This window comes from Nostoc sp. (assembly GCF_036917535.1).
Classification (GTDB): Bacteria; Cyanobacteriota; Cyanobacteriia; order Cyanobacteriales; family Nostocaceae; genus Nostoc.
Window position 1 is genome coordinate 1 of the sequence record NZ_JBALDA010000026.1, and the last position, 15,977, is coordinate 15,977.

The 15,977-nt window shown below is 40.0% G+C and carries 19 protein-coding genes and 1 pseudogene; 12 read left to right on the forward strand and 8 right to left on the reverse strand.

Annotated elements, in window-relative coordinates; genetic code table 11:
• Window positions 1–125 precede the first annotated feature (125 nt).
• A pseudogene (locus tag V7K56_RS08505) lies at window positions 126–802 on the reverse strand (transposase).
• A gap of 363 nt (window positions 803–1,165) precedes the next feature.
• Here V7K56_RS08505 and V7K56_RS08510 point away from each other — a divergent pair.
• The 6 genes from V7K56_RS08510 (at window position 1,166) to V7K56_RS08535 (ending at window position 6,107) form a co-directional block, all read left to right on the forward strand.
• Complete coding sequence (locus V7K56_RS08510) at window positions 1,166–1,492, forward strand: hypothetical protein (RefSeq protein ID WP_334909456.1); 327 nt, start codon at window positions 1,166–1,168, stop codon at window positions 1,490–1,492.
• 67 nt (window positions 1,493–1,559) lie between these two features.
• Window positions 1,560–2,108, forward strand: a complete 549-nt coding sequence (locus tag V7K56_RS08515) for a GIY-YIG nuclease family protein (RefSeq protein WP_334909458.1) — start codon at window positions 1,560–1,562, stop codon at window positions 2,106–2,108.
• A gap of 48 nt (window positions 2,109–2,156) precedes the next feature.
• Window positions 2,157–3,617 (forward strand): protein kinase domain-containing protein, encoded by a 1,461-nt coding sequence (locus V7K56_RS08520; RefSeq protein ID WP_334909460.1) that lies wholly within the window; start codon window positions 2,157–2,159, stop codon window positions 3,615–3,617.
• Window positions 3,618–4,310: 693 nt separating this feature from the next.
• Entirely contained in the window at window positions 4,311–4,670 is a 360-nt protein-coding gene (locus V7K56_RS08525; protein WP_334909462.1) for a Mo-dependent nitrogenase C-terminal domain-containing protein, read from the forward strand.
• A gap of 21 nt (window positions 4,671–4,691) precedes the next feature.
• On the forward strand, window positions 4,692–4,964 hold the full coding sequence (locus V7K56_RS08530; protein WP_334909464.1) for a cupin domain-containing protein: 273 nt from the start codon (window positions 4,692–4,694) through the stop codon (window positions 4,962–4,964).
• A gap of 396 nt (window positions 4,965–5,360) precedes the next feature.
• Entirely contained in the window at window positions 5,361–6,107 is a 747-nt protein-coding gene (locus tag V7K56_RS08535; protein WP_334909466.1) for a creatininase family protein, read from the forward strand.
• Window positions 6,108–6,319: 212 nt separating this feature from the next.
• On the opposite strand, the gene V7K56_RS08540 is transcribed toward V7K56_RS08535, so the two are convergent.
• The 3 genes from V7K56_RS08540 to V7K56_RS37010 are packed head-to-tail and all read right to left on the reverse strand — an operon-like array spanning window position 6,320 to window position 7,228.
• Window positions 6,320–6,826: a Uma2 family endonuclease gene (locus V7K56_RS08540; protein WP_334909468.1), complete on the reverse strand. Its 507-nt coding sequence runs from the start codon at window positions 6,824–6,826 to the stop codon at window positions 6,320–6,322.
• Between the two features lie 23 nt (window positions 6,827–6,849).
• Window positions 6,850–7,035, reverse strand: coding sequence for a hypothetical protein (locus V7K56_RS08545; RefSeq protein WP_334909470.1), 186 nt, complete (start codon window positions 7,033–7,035; stop codon window positions 6,850–6,852).
• A gap of 31 nt (window positions 7,036–7,066) precedes the next feature.
• A complete protein-coding gene (locus tag V7K56_RS37010; RefSeq protein ID WP_442939955.1) occupies window positions 7,067–7,228 on the reverse strand; it encodes a DUF6972 family protein in 162 nt (53 codons plus the stop codon).
• Window positions 7,229–7,511: 283 nt separating this feature from the next.
• Between V7K56_RS37010 and V7K56_RS08550 the strand changes: the two genes are divergently transcribed.
• A complete protein-coding gene (locus tag V7K56_RS08550; protein WP_334909472.1) occupies window positions 7,512–7,706 on the forward strand; it encodes a hypothetical protein in 195 nt (64 codons plus the stop codon).
• A 134-nt stretch (window positions 7,707–7,840) separates the two neighbouring features.
• On the forward strand, window positions 7,841–8,107 hold the full coding sequence (locus V7K56_RS08555) for a hypothetical protein (protein ID WP_334909474.1): 267 nt from the start codon (window positions 7,841–7,843) through the stop codon (window positions 8,105–8,107).
• A gap of 62 nt (window positions 8,108–8,169) precedes the next feature.
• On the opposite strand, the gene V7K56_RS37015 is transcribed toward V7K56_RS08555, so the two are convergent.
• From V7K56_RS37015 to rimI, 4 genes are all read right to left on the reverse strand, one after another.
• Window positions 8,170–8,316, reverse strand: a complete 147-nt coding sequence (locus V7K56_RS37015) for a peptidoglycan-binding domain-containing protein (RefSeq protein ID WP_442939956.1) — start codon at window positions 8,314–8,316, stop codon at window positions 8,170–8,172.
• A gap of 3 nt (window positions 8,317–8,319) precedes the next feature.
• Window positions 8,320–8,598, reverse strand: a complete 279-nt coding sequence (locus V7K56_RS08560) for a hypothetical protein (RefSeq protein ID WP_334909476.1) — start codon at window positions 8,596–8,598, stop codon at window positions 8,320–8,322.
• Between the two features lie 267 nt (window positions 8,599–8,865).
• The gene (locus V7K56_RS08565; RefSeq protein WP_334909478.1) at window positions 8,866–11,334 is read right to left on the reverse strand and encodes an ATP-dependent Clp protease ATP-binding subunit; all 2,469 of its coding nucleotides are present in this window, start codon (window positions 11,332–11,334) and stop codon (window positions 8,866–8,868) included.
• A 482-nt stretch (window positions 11,335–11,816) separates the two neighbouring features.
• The gene (gene rimI / locus V7K56_RS08570; RefSeq protein ID WP_334909480.1) at window positions 11,817–12,368 is read right to left on the reverse strand and encodes a ribosomal protein S18-alanine N-acetyltransferase; all 552 of its coding nucleotides are present in this window, start codon (window positions 12,366–12,368) and stop codon (window positions 11,817–11,819) included.
• Between the two features lie 92 nt (window positions 12,369–12,460).
• Between rimI and lysA the strand changes: the two genes are divergently transcribed.
• The 4 genes from lysA to V7K56_RS08590 all read left to right on the forward strand — a co-directional run bounded on the left by lysA (window position 12,461) and on the right by V7K56_RS08590 (window position 15,976).
• A complete protein-coding gene (gene lysA / locus V7K56_RS08575) occupies window positions 12,461–13,858 on the forward strand; it encodes a diaminopimelate decarboxylase (RefSeq protein ID WP_334909482.1) in 1,398 nt (465 codons plus the stop codon).
• A 212-nt stretch (window positions 13,859–14,070) separates the two neighbouring features.
• Window positions 14,071–14,994, forward strand: coding sequence for a diadenylate cyclase CdaA (cdaA, locus tag V7K56_RS08580; protein ID WP_334909484.1), 924 nt, complete (start codon window positions 14,071–14,073; stop codon window positions 14,992–14,994).
• Window positions 14,991–15,740 (forward strand): isoprenyl transferase, encoded by a 750-nt coding sequence (locus V7K56_RS08585; RefSeq protein ID WP_334909486.1) that lies wholly within the window; start codon window positions 14,991–14,993, stop codon window positions 15,738–15,740. The genes cdaA and V7K56_RS08585 overlap by 4 nt, the downstream gene beginning before the upstream one ends.
• 110 nt (window positions 15,741–15,850) lie before the next feature.
• Window positions 15,851–15,976, forward strand: a complete 126-nt coding sequence (locus V7K56_RS08590) for a hypothetical protein (RefSeq protein ID WP_334909488.1) — start codon at window positions 15,851–15,853, stop codon at window positions 15,974–15,976.
• The last annotated feature ends 1 nt before the right edge of the window (window position 15,977 follow it).

The window sequence follows — 15,977 nt, forward strand, 5'->3', positions numbered from 1 at the left end:
TAGTTTAGGGGTTGCCCTACGCAAAAATAGCTCGATGCCAGGTTTCATAACTCAAACAATCAGCCCCTTGCTCACTTCACTGCTTCGGGCTTTTTGTTTTGATAATGAATTTAGCTGTTACGCATTTAACTTGCAATAACAGCATTACCCTTATATTTGATTTTTCTCTTCCATTTAATTATTAACTCTTCTTGGTTTAATAATCTGTCTAATAGACTTCTTAGCTGCTCTACTGATTTAAATAGGCGATGAGCTATATATTCTTTCGCTGAATGCCAAACTAGTTCAATAAGATTAAAATCAGGACTGTAAGCTGGTAAAAAATATAATTGTATATTTGGTAAATTCTTTTCTATTTCTGCTAATGTCTCTTTTTTCTTAGCTTATCTTCTAGGCTATATTTTGCCCAAAGGTAAACGTACTTTTTTTCATGTAATATTCTCCTCACTTGGGAGCCACTTAGTTTTATACCTGTTTGTAATTCTAAATACGTTGCTAGTCTTTCTCCTGTCCAACGACGAAATTCATATCCATAATCACCCGGTGATTTTTCTATTACTTCCAGAAGTAACTCAATATATTCTTCTGTTACTTTCCGAAAATTTCCTGATTCTCTTTTATCTTTAAAGCTATCCAAATTATTCGGGTCTCCGTATACTGCCCAGTATGCTACTGTCTGGTAACTACAACCGATAAAATCCGTAATCTCTTGATATGTTTTACCATCATTCATCAGTAGCAATATTAATACTCGCTCTCTAACTATTGAGCACTTACTTTTACGTAACGCTTGAGCATTCACTTTTACGTAACGCTGTTTGTAGCTCTAAAGTTTGTGAGCTTGTTAAGAAACCTCTTACTGGCATAACAATGAATACACCCTATTTTTACCTATTCTCATTTTATGCAAATTAGGTGCGCTACAGCTTATCTTTGAAATCTTCTAAACTTCACGATTCTTAACCATACCAGCTTCTCGCATAGCTGACAGAAGTCTTACAATCCAATAGGCTTTAAAGTGGTGATTTTTCACCAAACACATCTGCACAAAAAGAAAGATAGACTTAGTTGCCTAGCCTTTTTGGATGATCTGATCATCCATGTGTAAATGTTGCCTATTCTCTATCATCAGTTAGTCGTTAATAACTAGCTATTAATACATAAAATGTCCCTTAAAATCATTCAGAAGTTTGATGGTAGTTTCACTCTTGAAGCACAGGCTCAAGAAACTCTATTCAATTTATTGGCAAGCGTTGCTTTCTTGAACCAAATTTGTCAACAGTTGGGATGCAAGCAACTTAAATTTACAGAATTACTTTTCCAACCAGTTCCTTATAGTTTAGCTACTACAAAAGGAATGCCAGCAGAATTTGAAAAATATCATGAATCTGATGAGTATGTCATCATCAATGTACCTCCGAATTTCATGTTCACTGCTAAGATTTTTAAACCGAGTCGCCTTTGTGCAATTTACCAAAAATTGATTGAGTAATGGATTAATTTTCCCTAATTCGTAATTTTCAATTTTGAAGGCAAATAGTAAGTTTGATATTTGATGTATGGCTTCTGAAACAAATCTTTCTTCTTTGGCAACTTTGGAATATATACCTTATATAGACAATCGCGGCCAACTACCCCAACAATTTCAGGGTAAAATCGGTGTATATGCTATATTTGACCAGGAAAAAGCACTTCAATTTGTAGGATACTCCCGTGATGTTTATCTTAGCCTCAAGCAACATTTAGTCCGTCAGCCACAGCAATGCTATTGGGTAAAAGTTCAAACTATTGAACGTCCTAGTCGCACAATTTTAGAAAATACTGAAAATGCTTGGATTGCAGAAAATAACAGTGTGCCTTGGGGTAATGGGGATCAAAAGGAAAAATGGACTCATCCCATTGATGTCAAAGTCTTAATGACAGCTGAAGAACGGGCAAATTATCAAAATCCAGCTAATGATGAATTAGCACAAATAAAAGTTCTTAAAAATGTGGCACGGAGAGTAGAAGCAGAAATTTCAACGCAATTATTAGAAGTGCGCGGTTTGCAAATGCAGATTCGCTTCAATCCTAAATTGAAAGAAGAAGGTTTACTAGATTTGAAATGAAGGTAGTTTTGGGGAAAACTATCTTATGAATATTGCTTGTAATCTCCCATGACAATACAGCTGCTGAACGACCGCTATCAAGTTATCCGCACACTGGGCGCTGGTGGGTTTGGTGAAACCTATCTAGCTGAAGACACCTATATGCCTTCAAAGCGTTGTTGTGTGGTTAAACAGCTAAGACCGATTCACAATAATCCCCAAATTTACCAGTTAGTGCAAGAGAGGTTTCAACGCGAAGCAGCTATTTTAGAAGAACTTGGTGGGGCAAATGACCAAATTCCGGCATTATATGCCTACTTCTCTTCAGGTGGACAATTTTACTTAGTTCAAGAATGGGTTGAAGGTGATACCTTAACCGCAAAAGTCCAGAAGCAGGGGCTATTTAGTGAAGGCGCTGTCCAGGAATTATTCATGAATTTATTACCTGTCCTGGATTACGTTCACTCTAGACATATCGTTCACCGCGATATTAAGCCGGATAACATTATTGTGCGTCATCGGGATGCTAAACCAGTGCTGATTGATTTTGGTGCTGTGCGGGAGTCAATGGGAACAGTAATAAATTCTCAAGGTAATCCTACTAGTTCGATTGTGATTGGTACACCTGGCTATATGCCGAGCGAACAAGCCGCAGGTAGACCGGTTTTTTCTAGTGATTTATACAGTTTAGGAATGACGGTAATTTATTTGCTGACTGGTAAACAAGCGCAACAACTAGAAACTGATTCTCAAACGGGTGAAATTGTCTGGCAGCAATATGCCAGTCATGTTAGCCCAATTATGGCAAGAGTAATCGATCGGGCGATCGCTTATCATCCACGCGATCGCTATCCCACAGCCAGAGCAATGCTGGATTCTTTGCAGAGCATAGCAAATCCAATTCCACCGACGCAACCCCTCTTTACTCAACCAACTGTAGTCTCTGCACCGCCACCTCAGACAGTACCTGTCAAACCACAGCCTAGCTCTCAAAATAGTAATAGTCAGAATAATATTCTCATGGGTAGTTTGATTGCAGGTGGGTTAATTGGTGCATCTGTGATTATTAGTCAAGTGTTACCAAAATCTTCTCAATCGACAGCAGACAAAACGGTATTACCTTCAAAAACACCGTCAAATGTTACAAGTCCAGTGATAGAAACTCCCACATTTACACCAACTAACCCATCTGTTGCAACTCAATCACCTTCCTCGACTACATCAATACCGCCAGTTAATACCACGACTCTCAACAATTATTTCTGGCTTTCTCAAAGACTTGTAACCGATGCAGATTTAAATGGTAAAAGCGGTTTTGAACTAGATATTATGCGAAATTCGATCTTTGCTATTCATGGCCGCCGTTTTGATAATACTGAATTGCAAAATTACTTTAATAACCAACCTTGGTATAGTCCTACATATTCACCAAAAACATTTCCATCTAAATTGCTGTCAAAATTAGAGCAACAGAATGTAGAATATATCAGCAAATATCAAGTTAGTACTGGATTAAGATATTTTAAATAATAAGTTAATAAGTTTTTCATAATCAGGAAGTGAAGACTGGGGAGAATAACCAATACTTTTCTACAAAGGATCGTGCTGACAGCAAAATCTCACAGTGAGTAGTTGGACAAAACTGATTATAAAAACTGTGTATAACTATTCAGTAGAAGTGCCCCTTGCTCTTGTATAAGTTCTTATATTAATTTTGACTTATCAATCGATTTATGGCTACTTATTAGATAATATCTAGGTTAGCTTGTGTAGCATATTAGACAAATTTATAGATATTCAATACCCTAAAATCGAAAGATATTAAGGGCTAATCCTAGCAAAATGTATGTAGGGTCAGAACAAAACTGTGTTTGTGTACCATAAACTACATCTTTAGATACTAGTCAGTTTACGAACCAGGCATTTATATTTAATATATAAGATTGCTATTTTGAAGATTAGAAATCCATAAGTTAAAGAAATGCCATTTTTATATTTTCTTTGTTATTTTGTATTTAACGGGACAGTTCTTCATGATTTGGTGGGCTTAAATAACAATTAGTTAAACCATTTCTCTTCCCAAAGATGCATGTAAATTGTTTGCATTATGCTTACTTTGCTTCTTAATCTCCAAGCACAGTGCAAATTGATTAAACATATTACATGGTGATATTCTCAATCGGCAAATAGTTCATATTTACAAAGAAGACCTTACCTAAAACTATGCTTAAAACACAGAATCAGCGTATTTTTCTGCCTGCTTTTATTAAACCTTTAGAAGAAAAGAATCAAGCAGGTAGTAAAAAGCAATTTGCTCAACCCAAATTAGATTTACTGCAACCATTACGTCAATGGCTCGACAAAATTGAGATTCAGAATCGGAAATTAGCTAGATTTATTGCTAAACTAATTCCCGCCCAGTGTCCATTTGAGCGTGATCTCATGCTTTTTGGTCACAAAATAGGACACATTCCGCCAATGTGCAAGCTGAATCCGCTTTACAACGAACTTGTCTACTTGCGTTTTCGCGCTTTGTGTTATCTAGTAGATCAGTGTGGAGAGGATATTCAATCTTACTGCTGAATATAACTAGAAAAAACCAATATGGAAATTAAAATTGAGCATCAACCCACACAAGAATATCTTAATGAATTAGGTTTATTTAAATGGGAAATTTGGAAAAAGGAAGTTTCAAAATTTCCTTGGACTTATGATTCTCAAGAAACTTGCTATTTTTTAGAAGGTGACGTACTTGTTACTCCTGATGGCGGAGAACCAGGGCAAATGGGTAAGGGCGATTTAGTGATTTTTCTCACTGGGATGTCCTGTACATGGGAAATTACAAGCGACGTAAAGAAGCATTATTACTTTGAGTAGTCAAAAATCAAAATCGATCGACTCTTTTTCTTGATTATCTAGAAAAGCAACATTTCATAAATCAATTTTGATTTATATTCTGGGAAGGTTCGCGGCGAGTATCGTATGATAAAATGGCAGAATCGGAAAATTGTTTATATCTATCTGTGTCAAAACTCGTTGCGACTCCATTCCCTAAACAATATTCATAGAAATAGCTCGTCTAATTCTCTCCAAATTTGGCAGTAAATTAAAGATCCCCGACAACTTTTGCGAAGTCGGGGATCTTGTGCGATCGCCAGCAGAAAAAATCCAGAGAGTTCATAATCGTGTTAGTGGGAGTTTAGTTACAGAAGATGCTGTTTAGCAGCAAAAGGTTTGATCCCACCGCAATTTTATTGAGGAAAATCATTAACAATGTTACTGCATTTAAGTACTTGGCAAGAAGTCGAAGCTTATTTACAGCAGTCAAAGGGGATTATTTTTCCTATTGGTTCCACAGAACAACACGGGCCAACAGGGTTAATTGGTACTGATGCTATTTGTGCAGAAGCGATCGCAGCCGGTGTGGGTAATGCAACCCAAGCGATCGTTGGGCCTACAATCAATGTGGGGATGGCATTACACCATACCGCTTTTCCTGGGTCAATCAGTCTGCGTCCCAGCACTTTAATTCAAATCGTGCGAGATTATGTAACTTGTTTAGCCAAAGTTGGTTTTAACAAATTCTACTTTATTAACGGACACGGCGGTAATATTGCTACTCTCAAAGCTGCTTTCTCAGAAACTTATGCTCATTTAGAAGATTTGCAGATTGCCAATGCTCAACAGGTGCAATGTCAAGTGGCAAACTGGTTTATGTGCGGTTCTGTATATAAGCTAGCTAAAGAATTATATGGGGATCAAGAAGGTTCTCATGCAACGCCAAGCGAAGTAGCCCTCACCCAGTACGTTTATCCAGAAGCGATTAAGCAAGCACCCCTTTCACCAGAAGTTGCAAGCGGACATAGGATTTATAGCGCTGCTGACTTTCGAGTGCGTTATCCAGATGGACGTATGGGATCAAATCCGGCTTTGGCAACGCCAGAACATGGTAAGCAATTTTATGATTTGGCAGTTAAAGAACTTAGCAATGGATATTTGGAATTTGTGAACGCAGAATAAAACTCATGAAAAGACATTGTAGAGATGCGAGTAAAATCGTGTCTCTGCATCAAATATCTTGCGAAAGGTTATTAAATATCTGGTGAAATTAAAAAATAGACGTTATCTAGAACCTTTGTAGAGATGCCTTAACGTGGTGCGGCGAAGCTCAGTCCAATTTCGTGTCTTTACCTTCTTGTAGTTCAAAAGAATAAAAAAAGCTGTAAATTATCTTAGCTGTTAATAATTTGTTCCACTACAATAGAAACATCTGGGAATGCAAGCGGTTGAATTATTCCCCCAGTCAATGTCAGTTTTGTCACATACTCTCCATTTAAGATTTCTCGATACACCGCCAAGTGTAACTTTTTTAGATTAACAACCCAATATTCTAAGATACCTGCTTCTGCATAGATTTTGCTTTTTGTCTCTAAATCCTTTTCTAAACTAGAGTTAGCGTACTCAATCAACCAGAAAATATTTTCTGGATAGGGATGATGCTGTCGATACTCGCGTCCTAAAGGTTGGACAATAGCAATATCTGGTTCGGGTTCCGAGTTGTTGGGTAGAGTAATTGGTTTAGCATGACGAATTTTGGCACGTTCAGCTAATAACTTTGCTAAATAGTCACCAGCTTCACCACTACTATAAGCGTGAGGTTCTCCTTCTGCGAAGATTTCGACAATTTCTCCTTTGAGTAGTTCAACTTTGCGATCGCTCAAAATGCCAGCGTCAATCATGCGGTGATATTCTCTCTAGTAACTTAGGCTAATTCCGCAGCTAAAAGCCTACCTTCAATTGGTTCATACTCATCTTCTAGTAACCATAACTTGGCTGCATTATAGTCATTACTGAAAAATACAATTTTATAACCCTGCGCCAGATCATAAACTTGACAGTTATCTTTACTGTTGCAAAGCAATAAAAGAATATATGGAGGGGATAACATTGGATCTATCTATACTTCTGTAAATTCCCAGTTATTCTTCACTCGGTCTTGTGCGGGGGATGAAGTGGTATTGGTCGTCTGCATTGATTTTTATCTCCTTATAGTAAAGTAGAATACGGCTACCATCTGGATTGATTCTATAACCTATAGGTTCATTAAAAAACATCCCATAACGGTCATATCCTCCAATCATTTCGGTGAATAATATCTGAAATCAGATGCGAAAGGCGATCGCATACTTCATAGTACATTCTAAGTATTTGGGTAGGGTAATTGGTTTAGCTTGACGTAACAGCTAAGTAACCACAAAAAAGTCGAGTATATAATTATTTTAATAATATAGTAATCATACTTAAAATTATTAAAACTTCTTTATTAATACAAAATTAATCAGAAAATAAGTATTTATACGTAAACTGATTATTTTTATCTGTATTAAATTTAGATAAATATTTAAAACTAGGGTTTACCAGAATATGAATAGAGAAGTTGGAAAAGTTAAATGGTATGGCGGATTGAACTCAAAAACAGGTCGCCCCAATGATTATGGTTTTATCTCTCAGATCACAAATTCTGATGATTTGTATTTTAATAAACGTGATATTAAATGTAGTGAAAATTATCTTAAACAAGATGCTAATGTTACAAGTGGAACCTTAGACATTTTTTAGTTGCTAAAAGTATTCAAATTCAATTTCCACGAGTTACTTTAGATGTAGATAAATATATACGAAAAATTAAAGCTTGGGCTAATTTTGTACAAAACAATTCTCAGAGATTAAAATGTAAATTTTGTGGAGAGCTAATGGCATTCAATCCTGAATACAGTAAGTATTCAACTACACAGGAGATAACAGTTTTTTGGTGTCCAAATGCTGATCCAATAGAATGTTCAGGTATTTCTGGATTAGACGGTAGAAATCATAATTACAATGTTTACATAAATCATTGTTGGAACTGCTCTCAAACTGTTGATAGTAGGAATAGTTTACAACATTACGGAATTAATTATAAAAGTGACGGTTGGGTTAAATGTACTAATTGTGGTGCAGGAAAAAAGCCAGGATATTAGAAATACAATATTACTATGGTATTTTTTAGTTTTTCCTAAAACATACACGAATCTACTACTGATTACTCCCTTAATTTTTTCATAGTTTCTTCATTCACAATACCGGTTACTGGAAGTCTATTTGTTCGCTGAAAATCTTTCACTGCCAGTTCTGTATCTTCATCAAAAATTCCACTAGGTAGATAGGGATAAAAATTCTTGTCCAGCAATTTCTATTGGATATTGTGAATATCAGTTCCATTATCACCTTTAGAGTAAGCTGTCAAAGCTTCATATTCCTCGTTTGTTAAAAATCTTCCACCAGAATTTTGAAGTAAATCTTCTACTTCTTTTGAATCTGTTTCAACTGAAATCAGATATTCACTCGTCTGCAAATTTTTAAACGTTGATGAAAATCCCTTTATTTTTTTATGTTGCCACTTCTGCATTAATTGTAATTTCAATTGATTCACTATTTCTTTATTTGTAAATCCAAGATGTAATCTATTCATCTTTACTATCTCATATTTATAGTTATAGCTTTTCAAGCTGAGTCCTAATTATATTGAATATTTCTCTCTGTCACTTCTTTGACAGTAGAAAAAGTAAAAAAGTTTAATATATCTGTTAGAATAAAAAAATTTGACTTCACAAAAAATATCTATATCTTACAATCAATCTGTGGGTAGCAAAATAGCTATAAATAAAAACGGTAGAGCAATAAATACTCTACCGTTTTCTAATTCTTTATTTGAGACTTAAATCCCAAATCCTAAATCTTACTCAACACCTTGGGGTAACAATTCACGACGCTGTTGAGAACTAACTTGCACAACGCCATTTTCATCCACATCAACAAGGGCAGTATCGCCATCCTTAATGCGACCAGACAGAATTTCCTCTGCTAGGCTATCTTCTAACAGGCGCATAATTGCCCGACGTAATGGCCTTGCGCCGTAGCTGGGACTGTAACCTTCTTGGATCAAACGATCCTTGAAGCGATCACTGACTTCTAAGGTGATACCCTTTTCAGTTAGACGACCAAATACTTCCTTGAGCATAATTTCGGCGATTTGTGTCACCTCTGGTTTGCTCAGCTGACGGAAGACAATAATTTCATCGAGTCGGTTGAGGAACTCTGGACGGAAGTACTGCTTCAATTCTTCGTTCACCAAAGAGCGAATCCGGTTGTAAGTTGACTCGCTAGCATCTTCGGAGAATTCAAAGCCGATACCGCTACCGCCTTTTTCAATTACCTTAGAACCAATATTGGAAGTTAAAATCAGCAAGGTGTTTTTGAAGTCCACCGTGCGACCTTTGGCATCAGTTAACCGACCGTCTTCCAAAATTTGCAGCAGCATGTTGAATACATCAGGGTGTGCTTTTTCGATTTCGTCGAACAACACTACGGTGTAAGGACGCCGCCGCACGGCTTCGGTCAGCTGACCACCTTCGTTATAACCAACATAACCTGGAGGTGAACCAATCAGCTTACTGACGGTGTGACGCTCCATGTATTCGGACATATCCAAGCGGATCATCGCTTCTTCGGAACCGAAGAAGTAAGCAGCCAAGGACTTCGCCAACTCGGTTTTACCTACACCAGTAGGCCCAGAGAAGACAAAGCTAGCTATGGGTCGATTGGGGTTTTTCAAACCAACACGAGCGCGACGGATAGCTCGTGAAACTGCTTTCACAGCATCGTCTTGACCAATTAAACGCTGGTGCAAGGTGTCTTCCATGTGCAGCAGCTTTTCAGATTCAGATTCGGTGAGTTTGTTCACCGGTACCCCAGTCCAGGAAGCGACAATGTGGGCAATGTCTTCTTCTGTAACTACGGGTTCTTCATGTTCAGTGCCAGTTGCATTAGTCTTGCTTTGAGCGATCGCCCGAATTTCGGCTTTGATTTCCATTTCGCGATCGCGCAATTCTCCAGCTTTGTCAAAGTCTTGAGAGCGTACCGCGTCATCTTTTTCTTTTAATATCTGACGCAGTTCTTTGTCTAACTCCTTAGCTGCGGGTGGCAGTTGGGAGTTAATCAAGCGCACTCTAGAACCAGCTTCATCAACTAAGTCGATGGCTTTATCTGGAAGGTAGCGATCGCTGATGTAACGGTCTGACAATTTCGCCGCCGCTACCAATGCTTCGTCGGAGATTTTCAGTTTGTGGTGTTGCTCGTAGCGTTCGCGCAAACCATATAAAATTTCAATTGTTTCATCAACTGTAGGTTCACCAACCATTACTGGTTGAAAACGCCGCTCTAGCGCTGCATCTCGTTCGATGTGCTTCCGGTATTCATCTAGGGTTGTAGCGCCGATGCACTGCAACTCACCCCTGGCCAAAGCTGGCTTGAGGATATTCGCTGCGTCAATCGCACCTTCTGCTGCACCCGCACCAATTAAGGTGTGTACCTCATCAATCACGAGAATGACATTACCCGCAGAGCGGATTTCATCCATGATTTTTTTCAAGCGTTCTTCAAATTCACCCCGATACTTGGTTCCTGCTACGAGTAAACCAATATCCAGCGTCACAACGCGTTTATCTTCGAGGATGTCAGGGACATCTTTGCCGGCAATGCGTGAAGCTAAACCTTCAGCGATCGCTGTTTTACCAACCCCTGGTTCCCCAATCAGCACTGGGTTATTTTTGGTTCGGCGACCCAATATCTGGATTACCCGCTCAATTTCTTTGGCGCGTCCTACCACTGGATCGAGCTTATTGTCAATCGCCATCTGGGTAAGGTTGGAGCCAAATTCATCCAAAGTCGGGGTTTTTGTGCGCCCGGATGAACCGCCTGGTGAAACTTCGGCAGTTTCTCCCAACATGCGGATGACTTGGGTTCTTACCTTAGATAGATCCACACCAAGGTTTTCTAGCACCCTGGCTGCGACGCCTTCCCCTTCGCGGATTAGGCCCAACAGCAGATGCTCGGTGCCAATGTAGTTATGCCCCAGTTGGCGTGCTTCTTCCAATGAGAGTTCTAAAACTCGCTTTGCTCGTGGCGTAAACGGAATTTCCACAGCAACAAAGCCCGATCCCCGTCCTATAATTTTTTCAACTTCAATTCGGGCATCTTTGAGATTGACGCCCATTGATTTCAGCACCTTAGCAGCCACTCCAGTGCCTTCGCCAATCAGACCCAAGAGGATCTGTTCGGTTCCGACAAAGTTGTGACCTAAACGGCGGGCCTCTTCTTGGGCCAGCATGATTACCTTAATGGCTTTTTCTGTGAAGCGCTCAAACATGGCTTTATCCCATCATCTGCGGTCGTGCCGGTATGCTGATTTTAGCACAGGCAAAGCTTTTGGATGCCTGTATAACAGATTATAGACATCCTGAACCTATGATTTGGGTTGATGGGCTAATTGTTAACTATTGACTACTCTTATCTGGCTAGTGTACTGAGGAGCTTTAGTTCACCAGCGTTTTTGGGACTTATTATAAATAGCTGACTGTTTAGATTAAGGGTTTCTTTACTCAATCCCAAACATTTATATTTAACATATATATTTATTAATATCAAGCAAAAATCATTAACATATATTTTACTTATGCAATGCATTTTTTTGATAGAATATTTAAATGAAGATTGGCGTAGCAAAGTTGCATTTTTTTGCAGAGGCTGATCCCCAGCCCCAATAAGGGACTGACAAATAAAAAAATATCCCCACAAGATTGGATAATTTATTTGTTAGAAGTTCCTAATTCAAACATTAATAATGCCCAACTACTTAAAAAGCAAGTGCCAAGAGGATTTGTCTAAGCGATCGCTGACAATGGAATACCACTGGTCTAAAGTTGCTTGAAATTTGGGGTGTTGTAAATCTGGTAGCCAAAGGATTAAAGCGTCTTCATGGTTATCTTGGTAGTAACGCCGCCGCCGCCCCGCTGTTTTAAAGCCAAATTTTTGATATAAAGATATAGCCCCCAAGTTGGAAGCTCGCACTTCGAGGGTAGCTCGCTCCATTTTGCGATCGCAAGCTGTCTTAATGAGTGAATATAATAAAGCCTGTCCTAAACCTTGACGATGATATTCGGGATGAACCGCCAAAATTGTAATGTGAGCTTCTTCTAAAATTGACCAAAAGCAACCCATCCCCAGCAGTCTCGAATTATAGACAGGAGAGAATAAACCCAGCAAATCGCTGTTAGGACTGTCCAACTCTCGTTGGTAGCCCTCCATTGTCCATAGACCACCAAAACAGACTCGATCCAGTTCCAATAACGCACTCAGATGTTCTGGGGTGAGTAATTTAATTTCTAAATCTAATGAGATCACATTTATTGAATAACGTTACAAACCCTTTGTAAACTGGGAATCGGGAGATGAACTCAAAGCCTGTAATTTGAACAAGGAAAACTTTTATAGTTATGGTATCGACTCACCCCACTGGGGTTCAACATTCTGGAAGTCAATATTTACCTCAAAGACACGACACCAAGGCAAATCCATCGCCTAATCAAGAACTTTTACCCTTGACTGCCAGAGTTCATGATCATGACCTCTTGGAAATTGGTGGGTGTGATGTCACGACTTTAGTTGAACAGTTTGGTTCACCTTTATATATTTTAGATGAAGAAACCCTACGTTCGGCTTGCCAGCAATACCGAGATGCTTTCAAGCAATACTACAAAGGTGAATCTCAAGTATTGTACGCCTCAAAAGCTTGGAATTGTTTAGCAGTTTGTGCGATCGCCGCCTCTGAGGGTCTGGGAATCGATGTAGTTTCTGGGGGCGAACTTTATACCGCCCTGCAAGCGGGTGTTAGTCAAGAGAAAATCTACCTCCACGGAAATAATAAATCTCGTGAAGAATTAGTTTTAGCGATCAAGTCTGGTGTCACCATTGTGGCGGATAACTGGTATGAATTGCATACCCTTGTCGAAATCGCCCAACCTGCTCAACCAATTCGCATCATGCTACGGCTAACTCCCGGTATCGAGTGTCACACCCACGAATATATTCGCACGGGACACTTAGATAGTAAATTTGGCTTTGATCCCAACGATTTAGATGAAGTCTTTACCTTTGTCAGTCAACAATCTACCTTAAATTGCGTAGGTGTACACGCTCATATTGGTTCCCAAATTTTTGAGCGCCAACCGCATCAAGATTTGGCCGCCGTCATGGTGCAGTGGCTGCGAGATGCTGCGAAGTATGGGTTAAAGATTACAGAGTTAAATGTTGGTGGCGGTTTAGGGATTAAGTATATAGAATCAGACGATCCCCCTAGCATTGAAGAGTGGGTGAAAGCGATTTGTGAAGTAATCCAAGCAGCTTGTGCAGCCGAAAATCTGCCTTTGCCGAAATTACTTAGCGAACCGGGGCGATCGCTAATTGCCACAGCCTGCGTTACTGCTTATACTATTGGTTCATCCAAAGTCATCCCAGAAATTCGTACCTACGTGGCAATTGATGGAGGAATGTCTGACAATCCCCGCCCGATTACTTACCAATCAGTTTATCGGGCAGTCGTTGCCAATAAAATGTCTTCTCCCTTAAGCCAAACAGTCACAATTGCTGGTAAACATTGTGAATCAGGAGATATTCTGATTAAAAATGCTCTACTTCCAAAGACTGAACCAGGGGATATTCTCGTAGTTATGGGAACTGGTGCGTACAATTACAGTATGGCATCTAACTACAACCGCTTGCCCCGACCGGCAGCAGTCGTAGTGGCGAATGGCGAAGCAAATTTAATTTTGCAACGTGAAACTTATGAAGATTTAATTCGACAAGATCGCCTACCAGAAAGACTAAAAATTTAGTCATTTGTCTTTGGTCATTAGTCATTTGCAAATGACAAAGGACAAAGCGCAAAGTCAAGCCAGTCGCACAGTCAGGGTTTCCCGACTTGGGCGAACTGGCGTTGAGCGCCGGCTTCCAGCGATGCCTACAGCAACGCCAAGGGCGAACAGAACTTTGTAAGAGATGACAAACGACCAACCGTAATTAGAGGCAAAAGTTTAATCCAGATGTCATGAGAGATTGGTGGAAGCAATGGCTGACAAACCTGGGGTGGTCACAGTCCTTGCTACTTGGGACTCTGGATATTGTCTTAGTGCTGGTGCTGACGTACATGATACTAGTTATTATTAGTGAGCGCCGGACACTATGGATAATGCGGGGATTCATTATCTTAATGCTAGCCTCAGGACTAAGTGGCAGATTCGGACTACCTCTGCTAAGTTTTGTACTAGAAAAGTTGGTGATTGGTTGTGCTGTAGCGATGGCAGTTGCTTTACAGTCTGAGTTTCGGCGGTTTCTGGAGCAATTGGGGCGTGGCGAATTTCGCCAGCTGTTTCAACCCGACCGTCTGGCAATCCCCAAATCTGATAGTGTAATTGATGAAATTGTTGAGGCTGTTAAAGAATTGTCAAAAAACCGCATTGGAGCTTTACTAATTGTGGAAACCACAGGGCCAATTGATGAGCGAGATTTTTCTGTGCCAGGGGTAAAGCTAAATGCGGAAGTTTCTAAAGAACTAATTCAGACAATTTTTCAGCCGAAAACTTTGTTACACGATGGAGCGACATTGATTCGTGGCTCACGGATCGTGTCATCAGGTATAATTTTACCACTTTCGGGACGCACAGCCTCGCGCCAGTTGGGAACACGCCACCGGGCTGCAATGGGAATTACTGAGCGGGTCGAAAATTGCATTTGTGTGGTTGTCTCTGAAGAAACGGGTTCTATCTCCTTAGCGGAACGGGGAACCCTAAATAGACCGCTGACGATTAGGACGCTCAAAGAGTCATTAGAGGCTGTTTTGTCTCCAACCGTAGATAGGGAAGCAGTTGCTCCTGGTCTGTTGAGTTTTGTTCGTCGGATAGGTGGGAAGACACTAGGACTAGTTTCACGTTTACTCAGATTACCATCGACCGCTTCTCGAGATAAAAAATGACAGCACAACAAACTAAACAGCAAGATTTACCTACTGATTTAAAACGAGAACTATTGCCGCAGCACGTTGCAGTGATTATGGATGGTAATGGTCGATGGGCTAAACGTCAGGGTCTACCCCGAATTTTGGGTCATAAGCAAGGAGTAGATGCTCTAAAGGATCTACTTCGCTGTTGTCAGGATTGGGGAATTCAGGCACTGACAGCTTATGCTTTTTCAACGGAGAATTGGAAAAGACCGCAGGAAGAAGTAGATTTTTTGATGACTCTATTTCAAAGAGTTTTGCGCCAAGAACTGCGGGAAATGGTCGAAGAGAATGTTCAAATTAAGTTTGTGGGAAATTTGCAAGACTTGCCGCGATCGCTCCAACAAGAAATTTCCCGTTCAATGGAAGAAACTAAGGATAATCGCGGTATCCGGTTTTCTGTAGCAACTAATTATGGCGGACGGCAAGAGATTTTACAAGCTTGTCAGGCGATCGCAAAGCAAGTCCAGCAAGGTCTAATACAACCTGATGAAATTGACGAACAGGTGTTTGAAAGCCACTTATACACAGCCGGAATTACTGACCCAGATTTGTTAATCCGCACCAGTGGAGAAATGCGTCTTTCTAATTTCCTGCTCTGGCAAATGGCTTATGGGGAAATTTACATCACTGATACTCTCTGGCCAGATTTTGACCGCGCTGAATTACACCGCGCTTTGTGTGCCTACCAGCAACGGGAACGACGGTTTGGGAAAGTTTAGGAAATGAGAATAGGGTATTGGTCATTCTCCGCATTCCCACCTCCCTGCGTCTTTGCGTGCTTGCGGTCATGCTTCATCTGAAATACCGTAGCGCGATAGCAGGCGTGAAAGTGGCAAGCAATGTCTATCTACAAGCCGCTGTGCGTCTACGCTTTTCGTGGGTGCTTTTGTCAGCTATGCCAAGTTTACAAGATTGGCGACCATATTTAAACTCAAACGTCAGCGATCGCATTTAAC